A 16,291-nucleotide genomic window follows, 5' to 3' on the forward strand; every position below is an offset into this window, starting at 1 on the left:
GCCAAGAGGGGCTCGGAAAGCCGTTCCCCCGGGGCGAAGCGCCCCAAGAGGAGGAGGTCTTTCAGGTGGCGGTAGACGGCCTCCCGGAGCTGGTTGGGGCGACGGAAACCCAGGGCGTGCATCCTGTATACAGGATAACTCCAAAGGGGCCTCACCGCAACCCTACCAGGGCCTTCAGCCCACCCCCCAGCCGCTTCCAAAAGGGCTTGAAGCGGGTCCCGTAGGAGCGGGCGGCCGCCTCGAGGCCCGGGTCCACCCCGAGCTCCTGGGCCAGGAAGTGGCGGTGGTCCATGACCCAAAGGTAGAGGTCCGCCTCCGTACGCCCGGGGAAGCCTCGGAGGAGGCCCAAGCGGCGGATGGCCTCCACCGTGGGGCGGTAGAGGGTACGGTACCAGTCCACCACCGCCTCCTCCCAGGGGATGGGACGGTTCTCCTCGAGGCCCTTGAAGTAGCGCCGGGTGGCGATGTGGTCCAAGAGGAGGTCATAGCGGCCTAGGGCGGTGAAGCGGATCTCCTCCGCCTCGGGAATGAGCTCCTTAAGCCGGGTCTTCTCCAGGAAATGGGCGTACTCCGCCTTGAGGATGAGGTCCTTCAGGGTGTCCCCAGGCTCCACGGGCACAGGGACCTCCAGGGCGATGACCTCCGCGTCCATGTACTTCTGCCCTGTGGCCTTGGCCAGGGCCACCCGGTGGTTCCCGTCCTTGACGAAGTAGGCCCCCCCACCTGGTAGACCTCAATGGGGGGAAGCTCCACCCCAGAAAGCTGCAGCGTCCTAAGCCGCTTCCAACGCTCCAGGGTGTGAGGGGTCTTGGGCAGAAAGCGGTGGTCAAAGTCCTCGTAGCGGTCCACCGAGCCCACGATGCGGTCCACCTCAATGGTCCTAAGCCCCAGGTGGTGCTCCCCCTTTGGGCGGAGGGCAAGGGCCTTTTGGAAGGGCAAGAGGGCGTTGGGCTCCCCCCTTAAGCGGTGGAGGAGCTCGTGGAGCTTAGCCCTAAGCTCCAGGCTTTCCTTCTCCGCTTCCGCCTGCCAAGTCTCCATGGGTTTGGAAGCGCTACCATAGCGCCCCATTCCCAGGGTAGCACACCCCGGTCAGGAAAGGGTAAGGGCTGGACAAAGGGGAGCCCCCGGCGTTAGATGGAGGCGTGAGCGTGAACTTGAAGGCCCGGATTGAGGAAGAGATCGCCCGGCTAAAGGCAGAGGGGCTCTACATCCGCCCCCGGGTCCTCGAGGCCCCCCAGGAGCCCATAACGCGGGTGGAGGGACGGGAGGTGGTGAACCTGGCCTCCAACAACTACCTGGGCTTCGCCAACCACCCCTACCTCAAGGAAAAGGCCCGCCAGTACCTGGAACGGTGGGGGGCGGGAAGCGGGGCGGTCAGGACCATCGCCGGCACCTTCCCCTACCACCTGGAGCTGGAGGAGGCCTTGGCCCGCTTCAAGGGCACGGAGACCGCCCTGGTCTTCCAGTCGGGCTTCACCGCCAACCAGGGGGTATTGGGGGCCCTCCTCAAGGAAGGGGACCTGGTCTTCTCCGACGAGCTCAACCACGCCTCCATCATTGATGGCCTAAGGCTCACCAAGGCCACCCGCCTGGTCTACCGCCACGGGGATGTGGAGCACCTGGAAGAGCTCCTCAAGACCCACGACACCGATGGCCTCAAGCTCATCGTCACCGACGGGGTCTTCTCCATGGACGGGGACATCGCCCCCTTGGACCGGATCGTTCCCCTGGCCAAGCGCTATGGGGCGGTGGTCTACGTGGACGATGCCCACGGGAGCGGGGTCTTGGGGGCAAGGGGGGAGGGGACGGTCCACCACTTCGGCTTCCATGAAGACCCAGACGTGATCCAGGTGGCCACCCTTTCCAAGGCCTGGGCGGTTATTGGCGGGTACGCGGCCGGAGCCCTAGAGCTGAAGGAGCTCCTCCTGAACAAAGCCCGGCCCCTCCTCTTCTCCACCACCCACCCCCCAGCGGTGGTGGGGGCCCTCCTCGCGGCCTTGGAGCTGGTGCAGAAGGAGCCCGAAAGGATTGGTCGGCTCTGGGAGAACACCCGCTACTTCAAGGCCGAGCTCGCCCGCCTGGGCTTTGACACCATGGGCAGCCAAACCCCCATTACCCCCGTGCTCTTTGGGGAGGCCCAGGCGGCCTTCGAGGCCAGCCGCATGCTCCTAGAGGAGGGGGTCTTCGCGGTGGGCATTGGCTTCCCCACCGTGCCCCGGGGGAAGGCCAGGATCCGCAACATCGTCACCGCCGCCCACACCAAGGAGATGCTGGACCGGGCCCTTTCAGCCTACGAGAAGGTGGGGCGGAGGCTTGGCGTGATATGAGGCGGGCCCAGGGCCAGGTACCCACCCCCCCGGAGCTGGTGGCCCGGATGGTGGCCCTGGCCCGCCCCTGGGCCAGGGGCCTATGGGTGCTGGAGGCGGGGTGCGGAAGCTGCTCCTTCCTCCGGGCCTTCCGGGAGGCCTATGGGGAGGGGTTCCGCTTCGTGGGGGTGGAGCGCTTCCTCGAGGCCCTGGACCCTCCCCCCTTCGCCGAGGTGCACCTGGGGGACTTCCTGGACTTCCAGGGGGGGCCCTTCCACCTCATCCTGGCCAACCCCCCCTACGGGGCCCCCGGGGCCGGGATCCACCTCAGCCCGGAGGAGCGCGTGTCGTACCGAAAGCGCTTTTCCACTTGGTACGGGCGCTACAACCTCTACGGGGCCTTCCTGGAGCAGGGGGTGCGGCTTCTAGCCCCTGGTGGGGTTTTGGTCTACGTGGTGCCTGCGGGCTGGATGGTCCTGGACGAGTTCAGCCGCCTAAGGCGCTTCCTGGCCCGGGAAGGTGCCTTGGAGGTCTTCTACCTGGGCCGGGCCTTCCCCGGGCTCAAGGTGCGGGCCACGGTGCTCCGGTTCATCAAGGGGAAAAAGGGGCTCAAGCTCTACCAGGGCTTTGAAGAGGAGCTCCTGGTAAACCCGGATTGGCAGGGGGAGATGGTACGCTTCCCCCATCCCGAGGCCATGGCACTGGAGCGGGAGGGCGTGCCCCTAGGCGAGCTCTTCGAAATCCGCTTCGCCGCAAGGAGCCCCGAGCTCAAGCGCCACCCCCTCACCCGCACCGTGCCGGGACCGGGCCTGGTCCCGATCCTCACGGGCCGCAACCTCAAGCCAGGAGCGATCGACTACGAAACCCCCTACTCCGGCTTCTACTTTCCCAAGGAGAGGGCAGGCCTCCTCAAGCCCTTTTACACCCTCCCCCATCTGGTGGTGGGCCACACCCGCCACGGCAGGGTGGTGGCGGCCTTCGACGAGAGGGCCTACCCCTGGCGGGAGGAGTTCCACCTCCTGCCCAGGCTCGAGGCCCCCCCTCTCAAGGCCGAAGCCCTGGTGGAGTACCTCAACGGACCCCTAGCCCAGGCCTACTATCGGGGGCTGTATCGGGACACGGTACCCCACCTCACCCGGAGCATGCTGGTCCACTTCCCCATCCCCCGGGACCTCCTCTAAACACCCCCGCCCGGCCGGTGGGGCTTTCTCCCAGGGGCCACTGGCCTAGCGGCCTGTGAAGTAGGCCCTAAGCCCAAGCCCCAGGGCAAAAAGGAGGCCCAAGGCCACGTAGACCTCGGGGCGCCTGGGGGGGTCTTTCAGGCCCCGGTGGAACCACCCCCCGGGCTCGAGGCCCCCCAGGTAGTGGAGCCCCGCGGCCAGCAGGAGGCCGTAAAGGAGGTGGATCCCCTCCTTGGGCCTCAGGCCCAAGAAGAAGAGGAGAAACCCCAGGAGGACCTGGAGGATGGCCACCCAGGCCAAGGCCCGCACCCCCCGGTAAACCCCAGGGGGAAGGGGCCGCACGAACCCCGGCAAGGCCGCCAGGGCCAGCAAGGGTAGGCCCACCAGGAGGAGAAGACCCAAAAGCCCGTGGAGAAAGACGCCCCACGCCATGCCCCCAGGATAGGGGATATCGTACGAAATGAGTCCACAAAACCCCGAGGTTTCCCGGGCTTCTTTCCCGTACGGAAGGGGTTTGTGCTAGAATAGAGGTTGTGAGCTACGACGCTTCGGCCATCAAGGTGCTCAAGGGGCTGGAAGGGGTGCGCCACCGCCCGGCCATGTACATCGGGGGCACGGGGGTGGAGGGGTACCACCACCTCTTTAAGGAGATCCTGGACAACGCCGTGGACGAGGCCCTGGCGGGCTACGCCACGGAGATCTGGGTCACGCTGAACCCCGATTTCTCCCTCACCGTGGAGGACAACGGCCGGGGCATCCCCGTGGACCTCATGCCCGAGGAGGGGAAGCCCGCGGTGGAGGTCATCTACACCACCCTGCACTCGGGGGGCAAGTTTGAGGCCGGGGCCTACAAGGTCTCAGGCGGCCTCCACGGGGTGGGGGCCAGCGTGGTGAACGCCCTTTCCGAGTGGACGGTGGTGGAGGTCTTCCGCGAGGGCAAGCACCACCGCATCGCCTTCAGCCGCGGGGAGGTCACGGAACCTCTAAGGGTGGTGGGGGAGGCCAAGGGCAAGCGGGGCACCCGGGTCACCTTCAAGCCCGACCCTCTGATCTTCGGGGACCTCCGCTTTGACCCGAGCAAAATCCGGGCCCGCCTGCGGGAGGTGAGCTACCTGGTGGCGGGGCTCAAGCTTCACTTCCACGACCGGGTCCACGGCCGGGAGGAGACCTTCTTTGACAAGGGGGGGGTGGCCTCCTTCGCCAAGGCCTTGGCCGAGGGGGAAACCCTTCTTAGCGAAAAGCCCTTCTTCCTCCGGGGGGGCGAGGGGGACGTGGAGGTGGAGGTGGGCCTGGTCTACACCCAAGGCTACACCACGGAGATCCTCACCTACGCCAACATGATCCCCACCCGGGACGGGGGCACCCACCTCACCGGCTTCAAAAAGGCCTACACCCGCGCCCTGGGCCAGTACGCCAAGCGGGCGGGGCTCAACAAGGAGAAGGGCCCTCAGCCCACGGGGGACGACCTCTTGGAAGGGGTCTACGCGGTGGTGAGCGTGAAGCTCCCACAGCCCCAGTTTGAGGGCCAGACCAAGGGGAAGCTTTTAAACCCCGAGGCGGAGAGCGCGGTGAGCCAGGTGGTCTACGAGAAGCTCATGGAAGCCCTCGAGGAAAACCCCCGCCTGGCCAAGCTGGTCTACGAGAAGGCCCTCAGGGCAGCCCAGGCCCGGGAGGCGGCCAGGAAGGCAAGGGAGCTGGTGAGGCGGCAGAACCCCCTGGAGTCCGACGACCTTCCCGGAAAGCTCGCGGACTGCCAGATGGAAAACCCGGAGGAGGCGGAGCTTTTCATCGTGGAGGGGGACTCCGCCGGGGGAAGCGCTAAGCAGGGGCGGGACCGGCGCTTCCAGGCCATCCTCCCCCTAAGGGGCAAGATCCTCAACGTGGAGAAAGCAGGGCTTTCCAAGGCCCTGAAGAACGCCGAGGTGCGGGCCATGGTGGCGGCCATCGGGGCCGGGATCATGGGCACGGGGGACGAGGCCCACTTTGACCTGGAGGGCCTCCGCTACCACAAGATCATCATCATGACCGACGCGGACGTGGACGGGAGCCACATCCGCACCCTCCTCCTCACCTTCTTCTACCGCTACATGCGCCCCCTCATTGAGGGTGGCTACGTCTACATCGCCCAACCCCCCCTCTACCGCCTGCAGGTGGGGAAAAAGGTGGAGTACCTCTACTCCGACGAGGAGCTCCAGGCCCGCCTTAAGGAGCTTAATGGGAAGCCCTACGAGGTCCAGCGCTTTAAGGGCCTTGGGGAGATGAACCCCGAGCAGCTTTGGGAAACCACCATGAACCCGGAAAAGCGGGTTCTGAAGCGGGTGGAGCTCAAGGATGCCCTCGAGGCCAGCGAGCTCTTTGAGAGGCTCATGGGGGAGAAGGTGGCCCCTAGGCGGGAGTTCATTGAGGAGCACGCCCGCTACGCCGAGCTGGACATCTAGGTACCCCGGGGAAGCTTTCGCTTCCGCGGAGGCCCCAGAACAAACGGTGAAGGTAGCCTGGCGGCTTGTCCTGCGCCTCCCCCCTCTAAGGCTTAGGGGGCCTTGGGAGAAAGGATGGATTGGATAGGGGAAGGGGTAGAAAGGCTCAAGCGCCACCCCCGCCTCCTCCTCAAGGCGCCGCCCGGGACGGGGAAGTCCACCCTCTTCCCCTTAGCCCTCCTGAAGGCCTTTCCGGGGAGGATCCTCCTCTCCGAGCCCCGGCGGCTCGCGGCCCGGGCGGTGGCCCTGCGGCTTGCGGAAAATCTAGGGGAACCCTTGGGGGGGACCGTGGGGTACAGGGTGCGCCTCGAGAGCCGGGAGGGCCCCAAGACCCGCCTCCTCGTCCTCACCGAGGGCCTCCTCCTCCAGCTTCTCCTAAAAGACCCCACCCTGGAAGGGGTCTCCGTCGTCCTCCTGGACGAGGCCCACGAGCGGCACCTGGAAACCGACCTGGCCTTGGGCCTTCTCCTTAGGGTCCAAGCCCTCCTCCGGCCGGAGCTGCGCCTCGCCCTCCTCTCCGCCACCCCGGATGAGGCCCTCATGGAGCGGATGGGCCAGGTCCTGGAGGTGGCGGAGAGGCCCTACCCCGTGGAGGTCCACCACCTGAATCGCCCCCAAGGGCCCATGGAGGCCCTCGCGGCCCGCTACGCCAGGAAGGCCTTCCTGGAGGGGGAAGGAAGCGTTTTGGTCTTCCTTCCCGGCAAGGGGGAGATCGCCCGCACCCAAAGGCTCCTCGAGGACCTCCCCACCTACCCCCTCCACGGGGGGCTTCCCCTTTCGGAGCAGGCCGCCCTCCTCCGCCCGGGGCCCAGGCGGATCGTCCTGGCCACGGACGTGGCCGAGACCAGCCTCACCCTCCCCGGGGTGCGGCGGGTGGTGGATACGGGGCTAGCCAAGAGGCCCCGCTTTGACCCCAGGACCGGCCTAAGCCGCCTCACGGTGGTCCCCATCCCCGAGGAGTCCGCCCTGCAGCGGGCGGGGCGCGCGGGACGGGAGGGGCCAGGGAAGGTGTACCGCCTCTACCCCCAAGGGGCCTTCCCCCCCAAGCGGCCGGAGATCCTGGAGACGGACCTGGCCCAAGCCCTCCTCCTCGCCTTGGGCCTTGGGGAAAGGCTGGAAGACCTCCCCCTCCCCACCCCGCCCCCCAAGGGGGCCTTGGAGGCGGCCTGGGAGCTCCTCCGCCTCCTTGGGGCGGTGGAGGGGGAGGCGCTTACCCCCCTGGGCCAAGCCCTCCTCGCCCTCCCCACCCACCCGAGGCTTGGGCGGATGGTGCTGGCCGCCCGGGAGCTCGGCCTCCTCCCCCTGGCGGCGGACCTTTTGGCCATCCTGGAGGAGCGGGACCCCTTGGAAGGGGAGCCCGACCTCCAGCTCCGCCTCGAGGGCCTCCTTAGGGCCAGGCGGGGGGAAGGGGGGCCTTTCCAGGCCCTGGAAAGGGTCTCCGCCCTATGGCGGAGGCGGTTTGGCGTCCCGCCCCTAAGGGCCCTCCCCCACCCCGAGGAGGTGGGGCGGCTCCTCCTCTACGCCTACCCCGACCGGGTGGGGGAAAGGGCCGCCCCGGGCCGCTACCGGCTTGCAAGTGGCCGGGCGGTGCGCCTTCCCGAAGACGGCCCCCCCTACCTGGTGGCCCCAGGGGCCGAGCTTGGGGAACGGGAGGGGCGGGTCCTCCTCATGGCCCCCCTGGCCCGAGAAGACCTCCTCCCGCTGGCCCGGGAGGAGGGCCGGCGGGGGTGGGAAGGGGGGCGGTGGGTGGGCTACCGGGAACGGCGGCTTGGGGCCTTGGCGCTGGAAAGAACCCCCATGGACCCCGGCCCCCCCACGGAAGAAGCCCTAAGGGAGGCCCTGAAAGGGGGGCTTCCCCTGGGGGAAGCGGAGGGGCTTAGGGCCCGGGTGGCCTTCCTAAGGGCGCAGGGGGTGGACCTGCCCGACCTCTCCGACGAGGCCCTTCTACAAGACCTCACCTGGCTCCTCCCCTACACGGAAGGGGTGCGGAGAAAGGAGGACCTAGAGGCCCTCCCCTGGAGGGCTATCCTCCATGGGCTTTTGGGGGCGAAGGCGGCCCTTTTGGACCGGCTGGCCCCAGAAAACCTCCTCCTCCCCTCCGGGCGGAAAAAGCGCCTCCTCTACCGGGAGGAAGGCCCGGTGCTCCGCCTCCCCATCCAGGAGGCCTTCGGCCTCAGGGAAACCCCAAGGGTGCTGGAGGGGCGGGTGCCGGTGACCCTGGAACTCCTCTCCCCCGCGGGCCGGCCCGTGCAGGTGACCCAGGACCTGAAGGGGTTTTGGGAAAGGACCTACCCCGCGGTCCGGAAAGAGCTCATGCGCCGCTACCCCAAGCACGCCTGGCCGGAAACCCCCTAGAGGAAGAGCTCCGCCTCCACCCCGAGCCCCCGGACCCTTTCCACCCAAAGGGGATTGTCATCCAGGTAGCGCACCGCCTTAGGGGAAAGCCCGAGGGCTTCCAGGGCGAGGCGCACCGCGGCGAGCTTATCCGGGTGGAAGAAGGCGGAAAGCCCCTCGGGCGGGGGTAGGTCCGAAACCAGGTGGAAGGGCTCGGGGAAGGCACGGGCCCGGGCTTGGAAGGCCTTTGGATAGAGGCGGGAAGCCCCAGGGAAAAGGGCCTCCAGGACGGAGGGGCCCTCTGCCTTCAGGCGGGGAAGAAGCCCGTAAAAGGCCTCGGAAACGTAAAAGAGGGGCTCCCCGCTGGCCTCAGCAAGGAGGCGGAGGAGGTGGGGCTCCACCGGCTCGCAGTAGACCCCGGAGAGGTCCAGGAGGTAGACCACTTCCCAAGCCTACCAGGATGAGCTTATACTCGGTGCAAAGGGGGAAGCCATGAAGCTTTTCGGGGAAGCTTGGGCCCAGGCCTACTGCCAAAAGCTCAACGAGAGCGAAGCCTATAGGAAGGCGGCCAGCACCTGGGAGGGTTCCCTGGCCCTGGCGGTGCGCCCAGACCCAGGGGCGGGGTTTCCCCACGGGGCGGCCGTGGTTTTAGACCTCTGGCACGGGGCCTGCCGGGGGGTGAGGGTGGTGGAGGGGGAGGCGGAAGCGGACTTCGTCCTGGAAGCCGACCTGGCCACCTGGCAAGAGGTGCTGGAAGGGCGCCTCGAGCCCCTCACCGCCCTCATGCGGGGGTTCTTGGAGCTCAAGAAGGGCTCCATCGCCGCCCTGGCCCCCTACGCCCAGGCCGCGCAGGAGTTGGTCCGGGTGGCCCGGGAGGTGGCATGAAGGCCGTGGTCTACCAAGGCCCCTTCCAGGTGGCGGTGGAGGAGGTGGAGGAACCCCGCCTCCAGGAGGACACCGACGCCATCGTGGAGGTGGAGCTCGCCGCCATCTGCGGCTCGGACCTGCACATCTACCACGGCAAGATCGCGGGGGTCCTGCCGGGCACGGTCCTCGGGCACGAGTTCGTGGGGCGGATCGTGAAAAAGGGCCCGCTGGTCCCCTTTGCCGTGGGGGAGAGGGTGGTGGGCAGCTTCCAGGTGGCCTGCGGCGACTGCCCGGCCTGCCGCCGGGGGCAGTTCTTCGCCTGCTTAAAGGGAGGGGTCTACGGCTTCGGCCTGGCCCTGGGGAACCTCCAGGGGGCCCAGGCGGAGCGGGTGCGGGTGCCCTTCGCCCGCACCAGCCTCTTCCCCATCGGGGACCTGCCCGCGGAGGAGGCCATCCTGGCGGGGGATATCCTCACCACGGCCTACGGGGGGGTGCGGCCCTTCCTCGCCCCAGGGATGAGCGTGGCCGTAGTGGGCTCGGGGCCGGTGGGGCTCCTGGCCCAGGCGGTGGCCCACGCCCTGGGGGCGGGGATGGTCTTCGCCATAGACCCGGAGGAGGCTCGCCTGGAGAAGGCCCGTGCCCTGGGAAGCATCCCCTTAAACCCCAAGGCCCAAGACCCCATCGCCCAGGTGCGCCAGGCCACGGAGGGGCTTGGGGCCGAGCTGGTGGTGGAGGCCGTGGGGGGGGATGGGGAGGCCCTAAAGACTGCCCTGAAGCTGGCCGCCCCTGGGGGCGTGGTCTCCAGCCTGGGGGTGCCTACGGCGGAGAAGCTAGACTACCCGTGGCTTGCGGCCTTTAGCCGCGGGCTTACCCTAAGGAGCGCCCTGGCCAACATCCCTCGGTACATCGGGGAGGTCCTGGCCTTAGAGCGGGTGGGGCGGCTAAAGGGAAGCTTCGTCTTCAGCCACCGCCTACCCCTCTCCGAGGCCCCGGAGGGGTACCGGCTCTTCCACGAGCGGAAAGCCACCAAGGTGGCCCTGGTACCGTAGCCGGTTTCTTCTGGGCTTGACTTCTTTATTTTACCGCCCTTTACCCCTATGTAAAGTGCTATGCAGCAAAGGCAGTGGGCAAGGGGTTTGGATGGGGTGGGTTGGAGGTTTTTCGTATCCAATCCGGAAAAATCGTGAGTCCCTTTCCCTTCGGCCCTCTCCCCCGCCCTTAGCCTGAGGAAAAGGAGGTGCGCCATGCGCTACCTAGTGGTGGCCCACCGCACGGCTAAAAGCCCGGCCCTGGCGGCCAAGCTCCGGGAGATCCTGGAGAAGGACCCCGAGGCCCACTTTGTCCTTCTCGTTCCTGCCCAACCTCCCCCGGGCTGGGTGTACGAGGAAGCGGAGGTCCGCCGGCGGGCGGAGGAGGAGGCCAGGGCAGCCGAGGAGACCCTAAAGGCCCAGGGGATCCCCATAGGGGAGGCTAAGCCGGGGGACATCTCCCCCCTTTTGGCCCTAGAGGAGGAGCTTTCCGCCCATCCTGGGGCTTACCAGGCCATCGTGCTCTCCACCCTGCCCCCAGGGCTTTCCCGCTGGCTCAGGCTGGACGTGCACACCCAGGCCGAGCGCTTTGGCCTCCCCGTGATCCACGTCATCGCCCCCGCTTAAGCAGGGACCCCTGGGGCCACCAAGCCCAGGGGAGGAACCCAAGACCTCCCCTTCCCTCCTTCCCCCGGGCTGGCAGGCCCTCAGCGTTTCTCATCCAGGCTCCGTATACTTGGCCTGGTGCTGGGGCGCTACCTCCTTAAGGAAGTCCTCCTGCCCTACCTGGTGGGGGTCTTCCTCTTTGTGGCCCTCCTCACCCTGGACCTCCTTTCCAGCCTCTCGGGCTTCCTCTTGGCCCGGGGGGTGGGGGTAAAGGAGATCGCCCTCCTGGTCCTCTACCGCCTGCCCTGGACCCTAAGCCTCGCCCTGCCCTTGGCCCTGGTCTTCGCCTTCCTCATAGGCCTGGCCCGCCTCATCCGCAGCTCGGAGCTCAAGGCGGCCTACGCAGGGGGGGTACCTCCTCTGGCCCTCTTAAAACCCCTTTTGAGCCTCGCCCTTTTGGTGAGCTTCTTGAACCTCTACAACCTGGCCGAGGTCAGACCTCAGGCCCTTTCCGCCTACGATGCCCTCTTAGGCCGCCTCCTCTACGGGGAAAGTGGAGCCCAGGTCGTGCTCCGCAAGCAGGTCTACGCCCCCCCAGGGCTTGGGGTCTACTACACGGAGGAGGTCTGGCCGGGGGAAAAAGCGAACCGGCTTCTTGGGGTGCGGGTGGTGGACAGGGAGGGGCGGATCTACGGCGCGGAGGAAGGGACGTGGGACGAAAAGGGATGGCACCTTAAGGGCTACGTGCTGGAGGGGGGAAAACCCAGGCCCTTCTCCGGCATCCTCCCCTTTCCCGCCCACTTCCAGCCCAAGGAGAGCCTGGGCTCCCGCGACCCCTACGATTCCAGCACCCTAGGAGAGCTCATTGCCCGCATGGAGGTGGAGCCCGGGGCCCACTTTGCCCTCTACCGCCGCCTCTCGGATGCCCTTGGAGGCTTCTTTTTGGGGCTGGTGGCCGCTGCCTTGGGCCTTTCCCTGAGGGAGGCCGCTTGGGCGGTGCTGGGGGTGGTCCTCCTCATCTTCGGGTACTACGTCTTCTGGACCCTCACCGCCCAGCTGGCCCGCTACGACGTAAATCCCCTCTTGGCCTTCCTCCCCAACCTGGCCTACGGGGCCTTTGGGGCGTTTCTCCTGTGGAGGCTCCGGTGAAGACCCTGGACCGTTACCTTATCCGGGAGGTCCTTCCCCCCTTCCTGGGGGGCTTAGCCGCCATCGTCCTCCTCTTCCTGGCGGGGGCGGTCTACGAGGTCCTGGCCCCCCTGGTGGCCAAGGGGGCAGACCCTAAGGCGGTCCTCCTCTACCTGGCCTACCGCACCCCGGAGGCCCTGGTGCGGGGGGCACCGGTGGCCTACCTCTTCGCCCTCCTCCTCCTCCTCTTCCACCTGGCGGAGGACGGGGAGCTCAAGGCCCTTTTGGCCCTGGGGGTTCCCCGGGGCCGGGTCCTCCTCCCCTTCCTGGGCTTTGGGGTTTTCCTGGGGCTTTTGGGCTTCGCCCTGGGGGAAAGCCTGGTGCCGAGGGCCCTCGCCCAGGGGCAGGACCTTCTGAGGCGCACGGTGCTGGAACGCCCCCGGGCCCTCCTCACCCCGGGGGCCGCCTTCCAGGATGCCCGGGGGCGGGTGGTCTACGTGGGAAAGGTGGGGGAGGAGATCGGGGAGCTTCGGCTCCTCTCCCCAGGGGAGGTTCTCTTGGCGGAGCGGGGGCGGCTTAGGGGCGGGGTGCTGGAGGTGGAGGAGGGCCTAAGGGTAACCTACCAGGGGGCAAGGCCCAGGACCCTGGCCCGTTTCCAGCAGGGGGAGCTCGTGCTAAAGGACCTCACCTTTGACCCTTGGCCCAACCCGGCCAACCGCATGCCTTTGGCCGAGCTTCGGAAGGAGGTGGAACGCCTGAGGGCCCTGGGGCTCAAGGCGGGCCTCGAGGCCACCACCTTCCACCGCCGCTTCGCCGAGCCCTTTGCCAGCCCGGTCTTCGCCCTCTTCGCCGTGGGGCTCGCCTTTTTCCTCCTCTCGGGCTCCCGGAGCCTGGGGTTTGTGGGGGTGGCGGTCCTCACCTTCCTCTACTACGCCACCTGGAGCGTGGCCCGCATCATGGGGGAGCAGAACGCCCTGGACCCCGTGCTCGCCGCCTGGGGGCCCAACCTCCTTTTCGGCCTACTGGGGCTCCTCCTTTTCCTCGGGGGTAAGCGGTGAGGGGCCTCCTCTACCTCTGCCTCCTCTGCCTTCTCCTCCCCGCCTTGGCCCAGGAAGGGCGGGTGCTTAAGGTGGTCTCGGCGGAGAGGCTGGAGCTGAGGGAGGAGGGCGAGGAGGAGGTCTATGTCCTGGTGGGGAACCCCGTGCGCCTGGAGCGGGAGGGGGAGCGGATAGAGGCCAGGCGGGTGGTTTACAACCGCACCCGGAGGAAGCTTTACCTCATGGAGGGGGTGCGCTACCAGGACCGGGAAGGGCGGAGGATAGAGGCGGAGGAGCTCCAGCTGGACCTGGAGGACGAGTCCTTTGATGCCCTGGAGGTGCGCATAGAGGCCAAGGGCCTCCTCCTCACGGGGCCCCTTTGCCAACGGGCCGCGGGGGCCATCCTCCTCCAGAAGGGGTACGCCACCCCGTGCGCGGGGTGCGGGCAAGAGGTGCCGGACTACGCCTTCCGGGCGGAGGAGGTGGTCCTCTACCCCGGGGATAGGGTGGTGGCCCGTAAGGTCACCCTCCTCTTTCAGGAAAAGCCCCTCCTGGAGCTCCCCGTGCTCCTCCTCTTCCTTTCCGAACGCCGGCCCCGCCTCGAGGTGGGCCAGGACGAGGGGAGGGTCTACTTCAAGGCCGCCCTGCCCTACGCGGGCGAGCTGGGCCTGGGCTTCACCCTCCTCCACTACTACCAGGGCCGAGGCTACGGGTTCGGATTTGACCACTTCGGGGTGGGGGAGGCCAAGGAGCGCTACTTCTTCCTCCACACCCCCCCGGACACCTTCCAGTACCGGGGGGAGTACGGCCTGAAGCGGCCGGAGTTCGCCCTAGGCGTCCTTTTGGAGCGGGACGACACCCGGGAGAAACTCTCCCGTTTCCGCCTAGAGGCCCTCCTTCCGGGCACGCCCAAGCCCACAGACTGGCGCTACGCCCTGCGCCTCGAGGGCTTCCTGGACCACGACCCCGCCACCCCGCCGCCCAGGACCCTAAAGCGCCTCCCCGAGCTGGAGGCGCAAGGCCCCCCCCTGCAGGAGGGCCCCTTCCGCCTCCAAGCGGGCCTCCTCCTGGGCTACTACGAGGCGGAGACCAACCCCCTAAACCGCTCCGCCCGGGCCCTTGGGCCCTACGCGGGGGCGGGGCGGGCCCTTTTTAGCCACAGCGAAAGCCTCACCCTCACCCCCTGGCAGGGGGGGCGCTTCAGCGCGGAGAACGCCTTCCGCGGGTACTACTACACCACCGCGAACCCGGATGGGGAGCTGGAGCGCCAGGTGGACTGGACCAGCCGGGCCAGCTTCCGCCAGGCCCTCGGGGGGTTTAGCCTGGAGGCGGGCTACCTCAGGAGTGTCCAGGAGGGGGAAAGCCCCTTCCGCTTTGACGCCCTGCCCCAAAGGCGCACCCACCAGGCCACCTTAGGCCTAGGCTTCCAGGAAAGGCCCCTGGCCCTTGCCCTGAAAGGGGGGCGGGACCTGGAAAAGGGGGCCTACCTGCCCCTGGAAGCCGAGGCCCGGCTCCAGGACCGGGGGTACAGCCTGGCCCTCTACCACAAGCGGGGGCTTTTGGGGGAGGGCCCCCTGGAGACCCGCCTCGAGGGCAGCCTCACCCCCTACCCTTTTTCCCTCCGGGCAAGCCTCCGCTTTGATCACGTCCGGGCCCTCTTTGACCCCCTCCTCCTCCAGGGGGCCCTGGCCCTTGCCGGGGGAAGCCTGAACCTCACCCACCGCCACGGCCTGAACGGGGAAGGGGCCCTCACCACTGCCTTCAGCCTGAACCTAAGGGAGGGCCAGGAGGCCTACGCCCTCCAGGCCCAGCGGGACTGGACCAAAAACACCCTCGCCCTCCAAGGCCAGGCCCTTTGGGGCCCGGAAAGCCTAGCCCTGCAGCTGGCCTTGGACCCGGCCCGGGCCAACTACACCCTCACCTTCCGCTCTGGGCTGGCCCCGGGGCCCCTTTGGGAGGCGGCCCTTTTGGGCAAGATTCAGGAAGGCTTCCGGGACACCAACCTCCGCCTCTCCGCCAGCACCTTCACCCCCGAGGTGGGCTTCCGCCTCCAGGCCAACCTCCACCTGCCCGAGGTGGAGGACGGGGCGGTCTACCTCAAGGACCTGACCTTCAGCGGCGGGGCGGAGCTTTGGGACCCCATGCCCCCGGAAGGGGAGGCCCCAGGCCTTCCCGGCCTGGCCTTCTCAGGGGGGCTCTCCTACGCCCGCGCCCCCAGCCGCCCCGAGGGGTACACCCTCTTCTTGAGGAACTTCGGCCCCACCTTCACCTTCCTGGGGCGGGAAAACACCAAGCTCCACCTCTCCGCCCTCCTCACCCAAGACCTCCCCGGCACCCCCCTCAAACCCAAGTTCATCGTCACCTTGGACCGGTGCTGCTGGGCCTTCCGCTTCACCGTAGATGCCGCTAAGGGGAGCGTGAGCCTGGCTTTTCTCTACGGGGGGGAGGCCGCGGGGGTGCTCCTTTCCGAGGAGGGCATCCGGCTAGGAGGTACCACCCCATGAAGCGCGCCCTTTGGCTCCTTTCCCTTTTCCTTGCCGCCTGCACGGGAAGCCAGGAGCCGGCCCTCCCCGCCCTCCTGGCCGCAGGAGGCGAGGGGGAGGTGGCCTTCTACCGTACGGCAGACCTCCAGGGAAGCGCCCCCTCCCCCGTGGCCACCTGGACGGTCCCGGAGCTGCAGGACCTGGCCTATAGCCAAGGCTTCTGGAGGCTCTATCTGCTCTTCCCGGACCGCCTCGAGGCCTACGAAACCTCCGGCTTCAGCGCAAGCGCCGCTCCCCAGGGCACACCCCAGGTAGCCCCCTTACCCCCAGGGGCGGACTGCACCGGGGGCTACCTGCGCCTTGGGCAAAGGGCCCTTCTCGCCCACTGCCCAAGCGCGGGAAAGGCCTTCCTCTTCCCCCTGCCCGACCCCAGCGCCCAAGGGGAGGCGGACCTTACCGGCCTCCCCTCCTCCAGCCGCCTGGCCCTTCTTCCCATGGGCGGGCAGGACCTCCTGGCTTACCTCACGGGGGAGGCCATGGGCTACCGCCCAGCCCAAGACCCCTCCGGCACCCCGGCCCTGGAAAGGGGGCTGGATGCCCCCCTTCTCGGAAACCCCTGGGACCTCCGGGCGGACGGGAGCCGGGGCCGGCTTCTCGGCCTTGGGCCCACGGCCACGGAGGTGCGCCTCTACACCCTCCAAGGGGAGGCCCTCCAGAGCCGGAAGGTCCTGGGGGACGGGCTTGGGGAAGCCCGCCTGGCCTTGGACCCGGTGGTGGGCCTGGTGGCCTTCGGCCGGGGCTTCCAGGTCCTGGAGCCCAGGGACTCCGGGCCCCAAGAGACCTT

General features: G+C 68.1%; 13 protein-coding genes and 2 pseudogenes. 11 read left to right on the forward strand and 4 right to left on the reverse strand.

Annotated elements, in window-relative coordinates; genetic code table 11:
- Both WKI94_RS08755 and WKI94_RS08760 read right to left on the reverse strand, forming a co-directional pair.
- A pseudogene (locus WKI94_RS08755) lies at positions 1 to 122 on the reverse strand (GntR family transcriptional regulator); the annotation flags it as partial.
- 29 nt (positions 123 to 151) lie between these two features.
- Positions 152 to 1,038 (reverse strand): annotated as a pseudogene (locus tag WKI94_RS08760) (DUF4032 domain-containing protein).
- A 104-nt stretch (positions 1,039 to 1,142) separates the two neighbouring features.
- Between WKI94_RS08760 and WKI94_RS08765 the strand changes: the two are divergent.
- Both WKI94_RS08765 and WKI94_RS08770 read left to right on the forward strand, forming a co-directional pair.
- Positions 1,143 to 2,327, forward strand: a complete 1,185-nt coding sequence (locus tag WKI94_RS08765) for a glycine C-acetyltransferase (RefSeq protein ID WP_337845375.1) — start codon at positions 1,143 to 1,145, stop codon at positions 2,325 to 2,327.
- Entirely contained in the window at positions 2,324 to 3,487 is a 1,164-nt protein-coding gene (locus WKI94_RS08770) for a TaqI-like C-terminal specificity domain-containing protein (protein WP_337845376.1), read from the forward strand. Before WKI94_RS08765 ends, WKI94_RS08770 begins: the two co-directional genes overlap by 4 nt.
- 45 nt (positions 3,488 to 3,532) lie before the next feature.
- Here the strand turns inward: WKI94_RS08770 and WKI94_RS08775 are convergent, their stop codons facing one another.
- Positions 3,533 to 3,919 (reverse strand): hypothetical protein, encoded by a 387-nt coding sequence (locus WKI94_RS08775; protein ID WP_337845377.1) that lies wholly within the window; start codon positions 3,917 to 3,919, stop codon positions 3,533 to 3,535.
- Positions 3,920 to 4,020: 101 nt separating this feature from the next.
- Between WKI94_RS08775 and WKI94_RS08780 the strand changes: the two genes are divergently transcribed.
- The gene (locus tag WKI94_RS08780) at positions 4,021 to 5,925 is read left to right on the forward strand and encodes a DNA topoisomerase subunit B (RefSeq protein ID WP_337845378.1); all 1,905 of its coding nucleotides are present in this window, start codon (positions 4,021 to 4,023) and stop codon (positions 5,923 to 5,925) included.
- A gap of 114 nt (positions 5,926 to 6,039) precedes the next feature.
- Complete coding sequence (gene hrpB / locus WKI94_RS08785) at positions 6,040 to 8,319, forward strand: ATP-dependent helicase HrpB (protein ID WP_337845379.1); 2,280 nt, start codon at positions 6,040 to 6,042, stop codon at positions 8,317 to 8,319.
- Here the strand turns inward: hrpB and WKI94_RS08790 are convergent.
- The gene (locus WKI94_RS08790; protein ID WP_337845380.1) at positions 8,316 to 8,741 is read right to left on the reverse strand and encodes a hypothetical protein; all 426 of its coding nucleotides are present in this window, start codon (positions 8,739 to 8,741) and stop codon (positions 8,316 to 8,318) included. The genes hrpB and WKI94_RS08790 overlap by 4 nt on opposite strands.
- 49 nt (positions 8,742 to 8,790) lie before the next feature.
- Between WKI94_RS08790 and WKI94_RS08795 the strand changes: the two genes are divergently transcribed.
- The 7 genes from WKI94_RS08795 to WKI94_RS08825 all read left to right on the forward strand — a co-directional run.
- Positions 8,791 to 9,183: an SCP2 sterol-binding domain-containing protein gene (locus tag WKI94_RS08795; protein WP_337845381.1), complete on the forward strand. Its 393-nt coding sequence runs from the start codon at positions 8,791 to 8,793 to the stop codon at positions 9,181 to 9,183.
- Positions 9,180 to 10,214, forward strand: a complete 1,035-nt coding sequence (locus tag WKI94_RS08800; protein WP_337845382.1) for an alcohol dehydrogenase family protein — start codon at positions 9,180 to 9,182, stop codon at positions 10,212 to 10,214. Before WKI94_RS08795 ends, WKI94_RS08800 begins: the two co-directional genes overlap by 4 nt.
- A 195-nt stretch (positions 10,215 to 10,409) precedes the next feature.
- Complete coding sequence (locus WKI94_RS08805; protein WP_337845383.1) at positions 10,410 to 10,820, forward strand: hypothetical protein; 411 nt, start codon at positions 10,410 to 10,412, stop codon at positions 10,818 to 10,820.
- Positions 10,821 to 10,937: 117 nt separating this feature from the next.
- The gene (locus tag WKI94_RS08810; RefSeq protein ID WP_337845384.1) at positions 10,938 to 11,948 is read left to right on the forward strand and encodes an LptF/LptG family permease; all 1,011 of its coding nucleotides are present in this window, start codon (positions 10,938 to 10,940) and stop codon (positions 11,946 to 11,948) included.
- A complete protein-coding gene (locus WKI94_RS08815) occupies positions 11,945 to 12,985 on the forward strand; it encodes an LptF/LptG family permease (protein ID WP_337845385.1) in 1,041 nt (346 codons plus the stop codon). The genes WKI94_RS08810 and WKI94_RS08815 overlap by 4 nt, the downstream gene beginning before the upstream one ends.
- Complete coding sequence (locus tag WKI94_RS08820; protein ID WP_337845386.1) at positions 12,982 to 15,468, forward strand: LPS-assembly protein LptD; 2,487 nt, start codon at positions 12,982 to 12,984, stop codon at positions 15,466 to 15,468. Before WKI94_RS08815 ends, WKI94_RS08820 begins: the two co-directional genes overlap by 4 nt.
- Positions 15,465 to 16,291 (forward strand): hypothetical protein (locus WKI94_RS08825; RefSeq protein WP_337845387.1); only part of this gene is annotated, 827 nt, incomplete at its 3' end. The genes WKI94_RS08820 and WKI94_RS08825, both read left to right, overlap by 4 nt.

Source organism: Thermus sp. (assembly GCF_037444525.1).
Taxonomy (GTDB): Bacteria; Deinococcota; Deinococci; order Deinococcales; family Thermaceae; genus Thermus.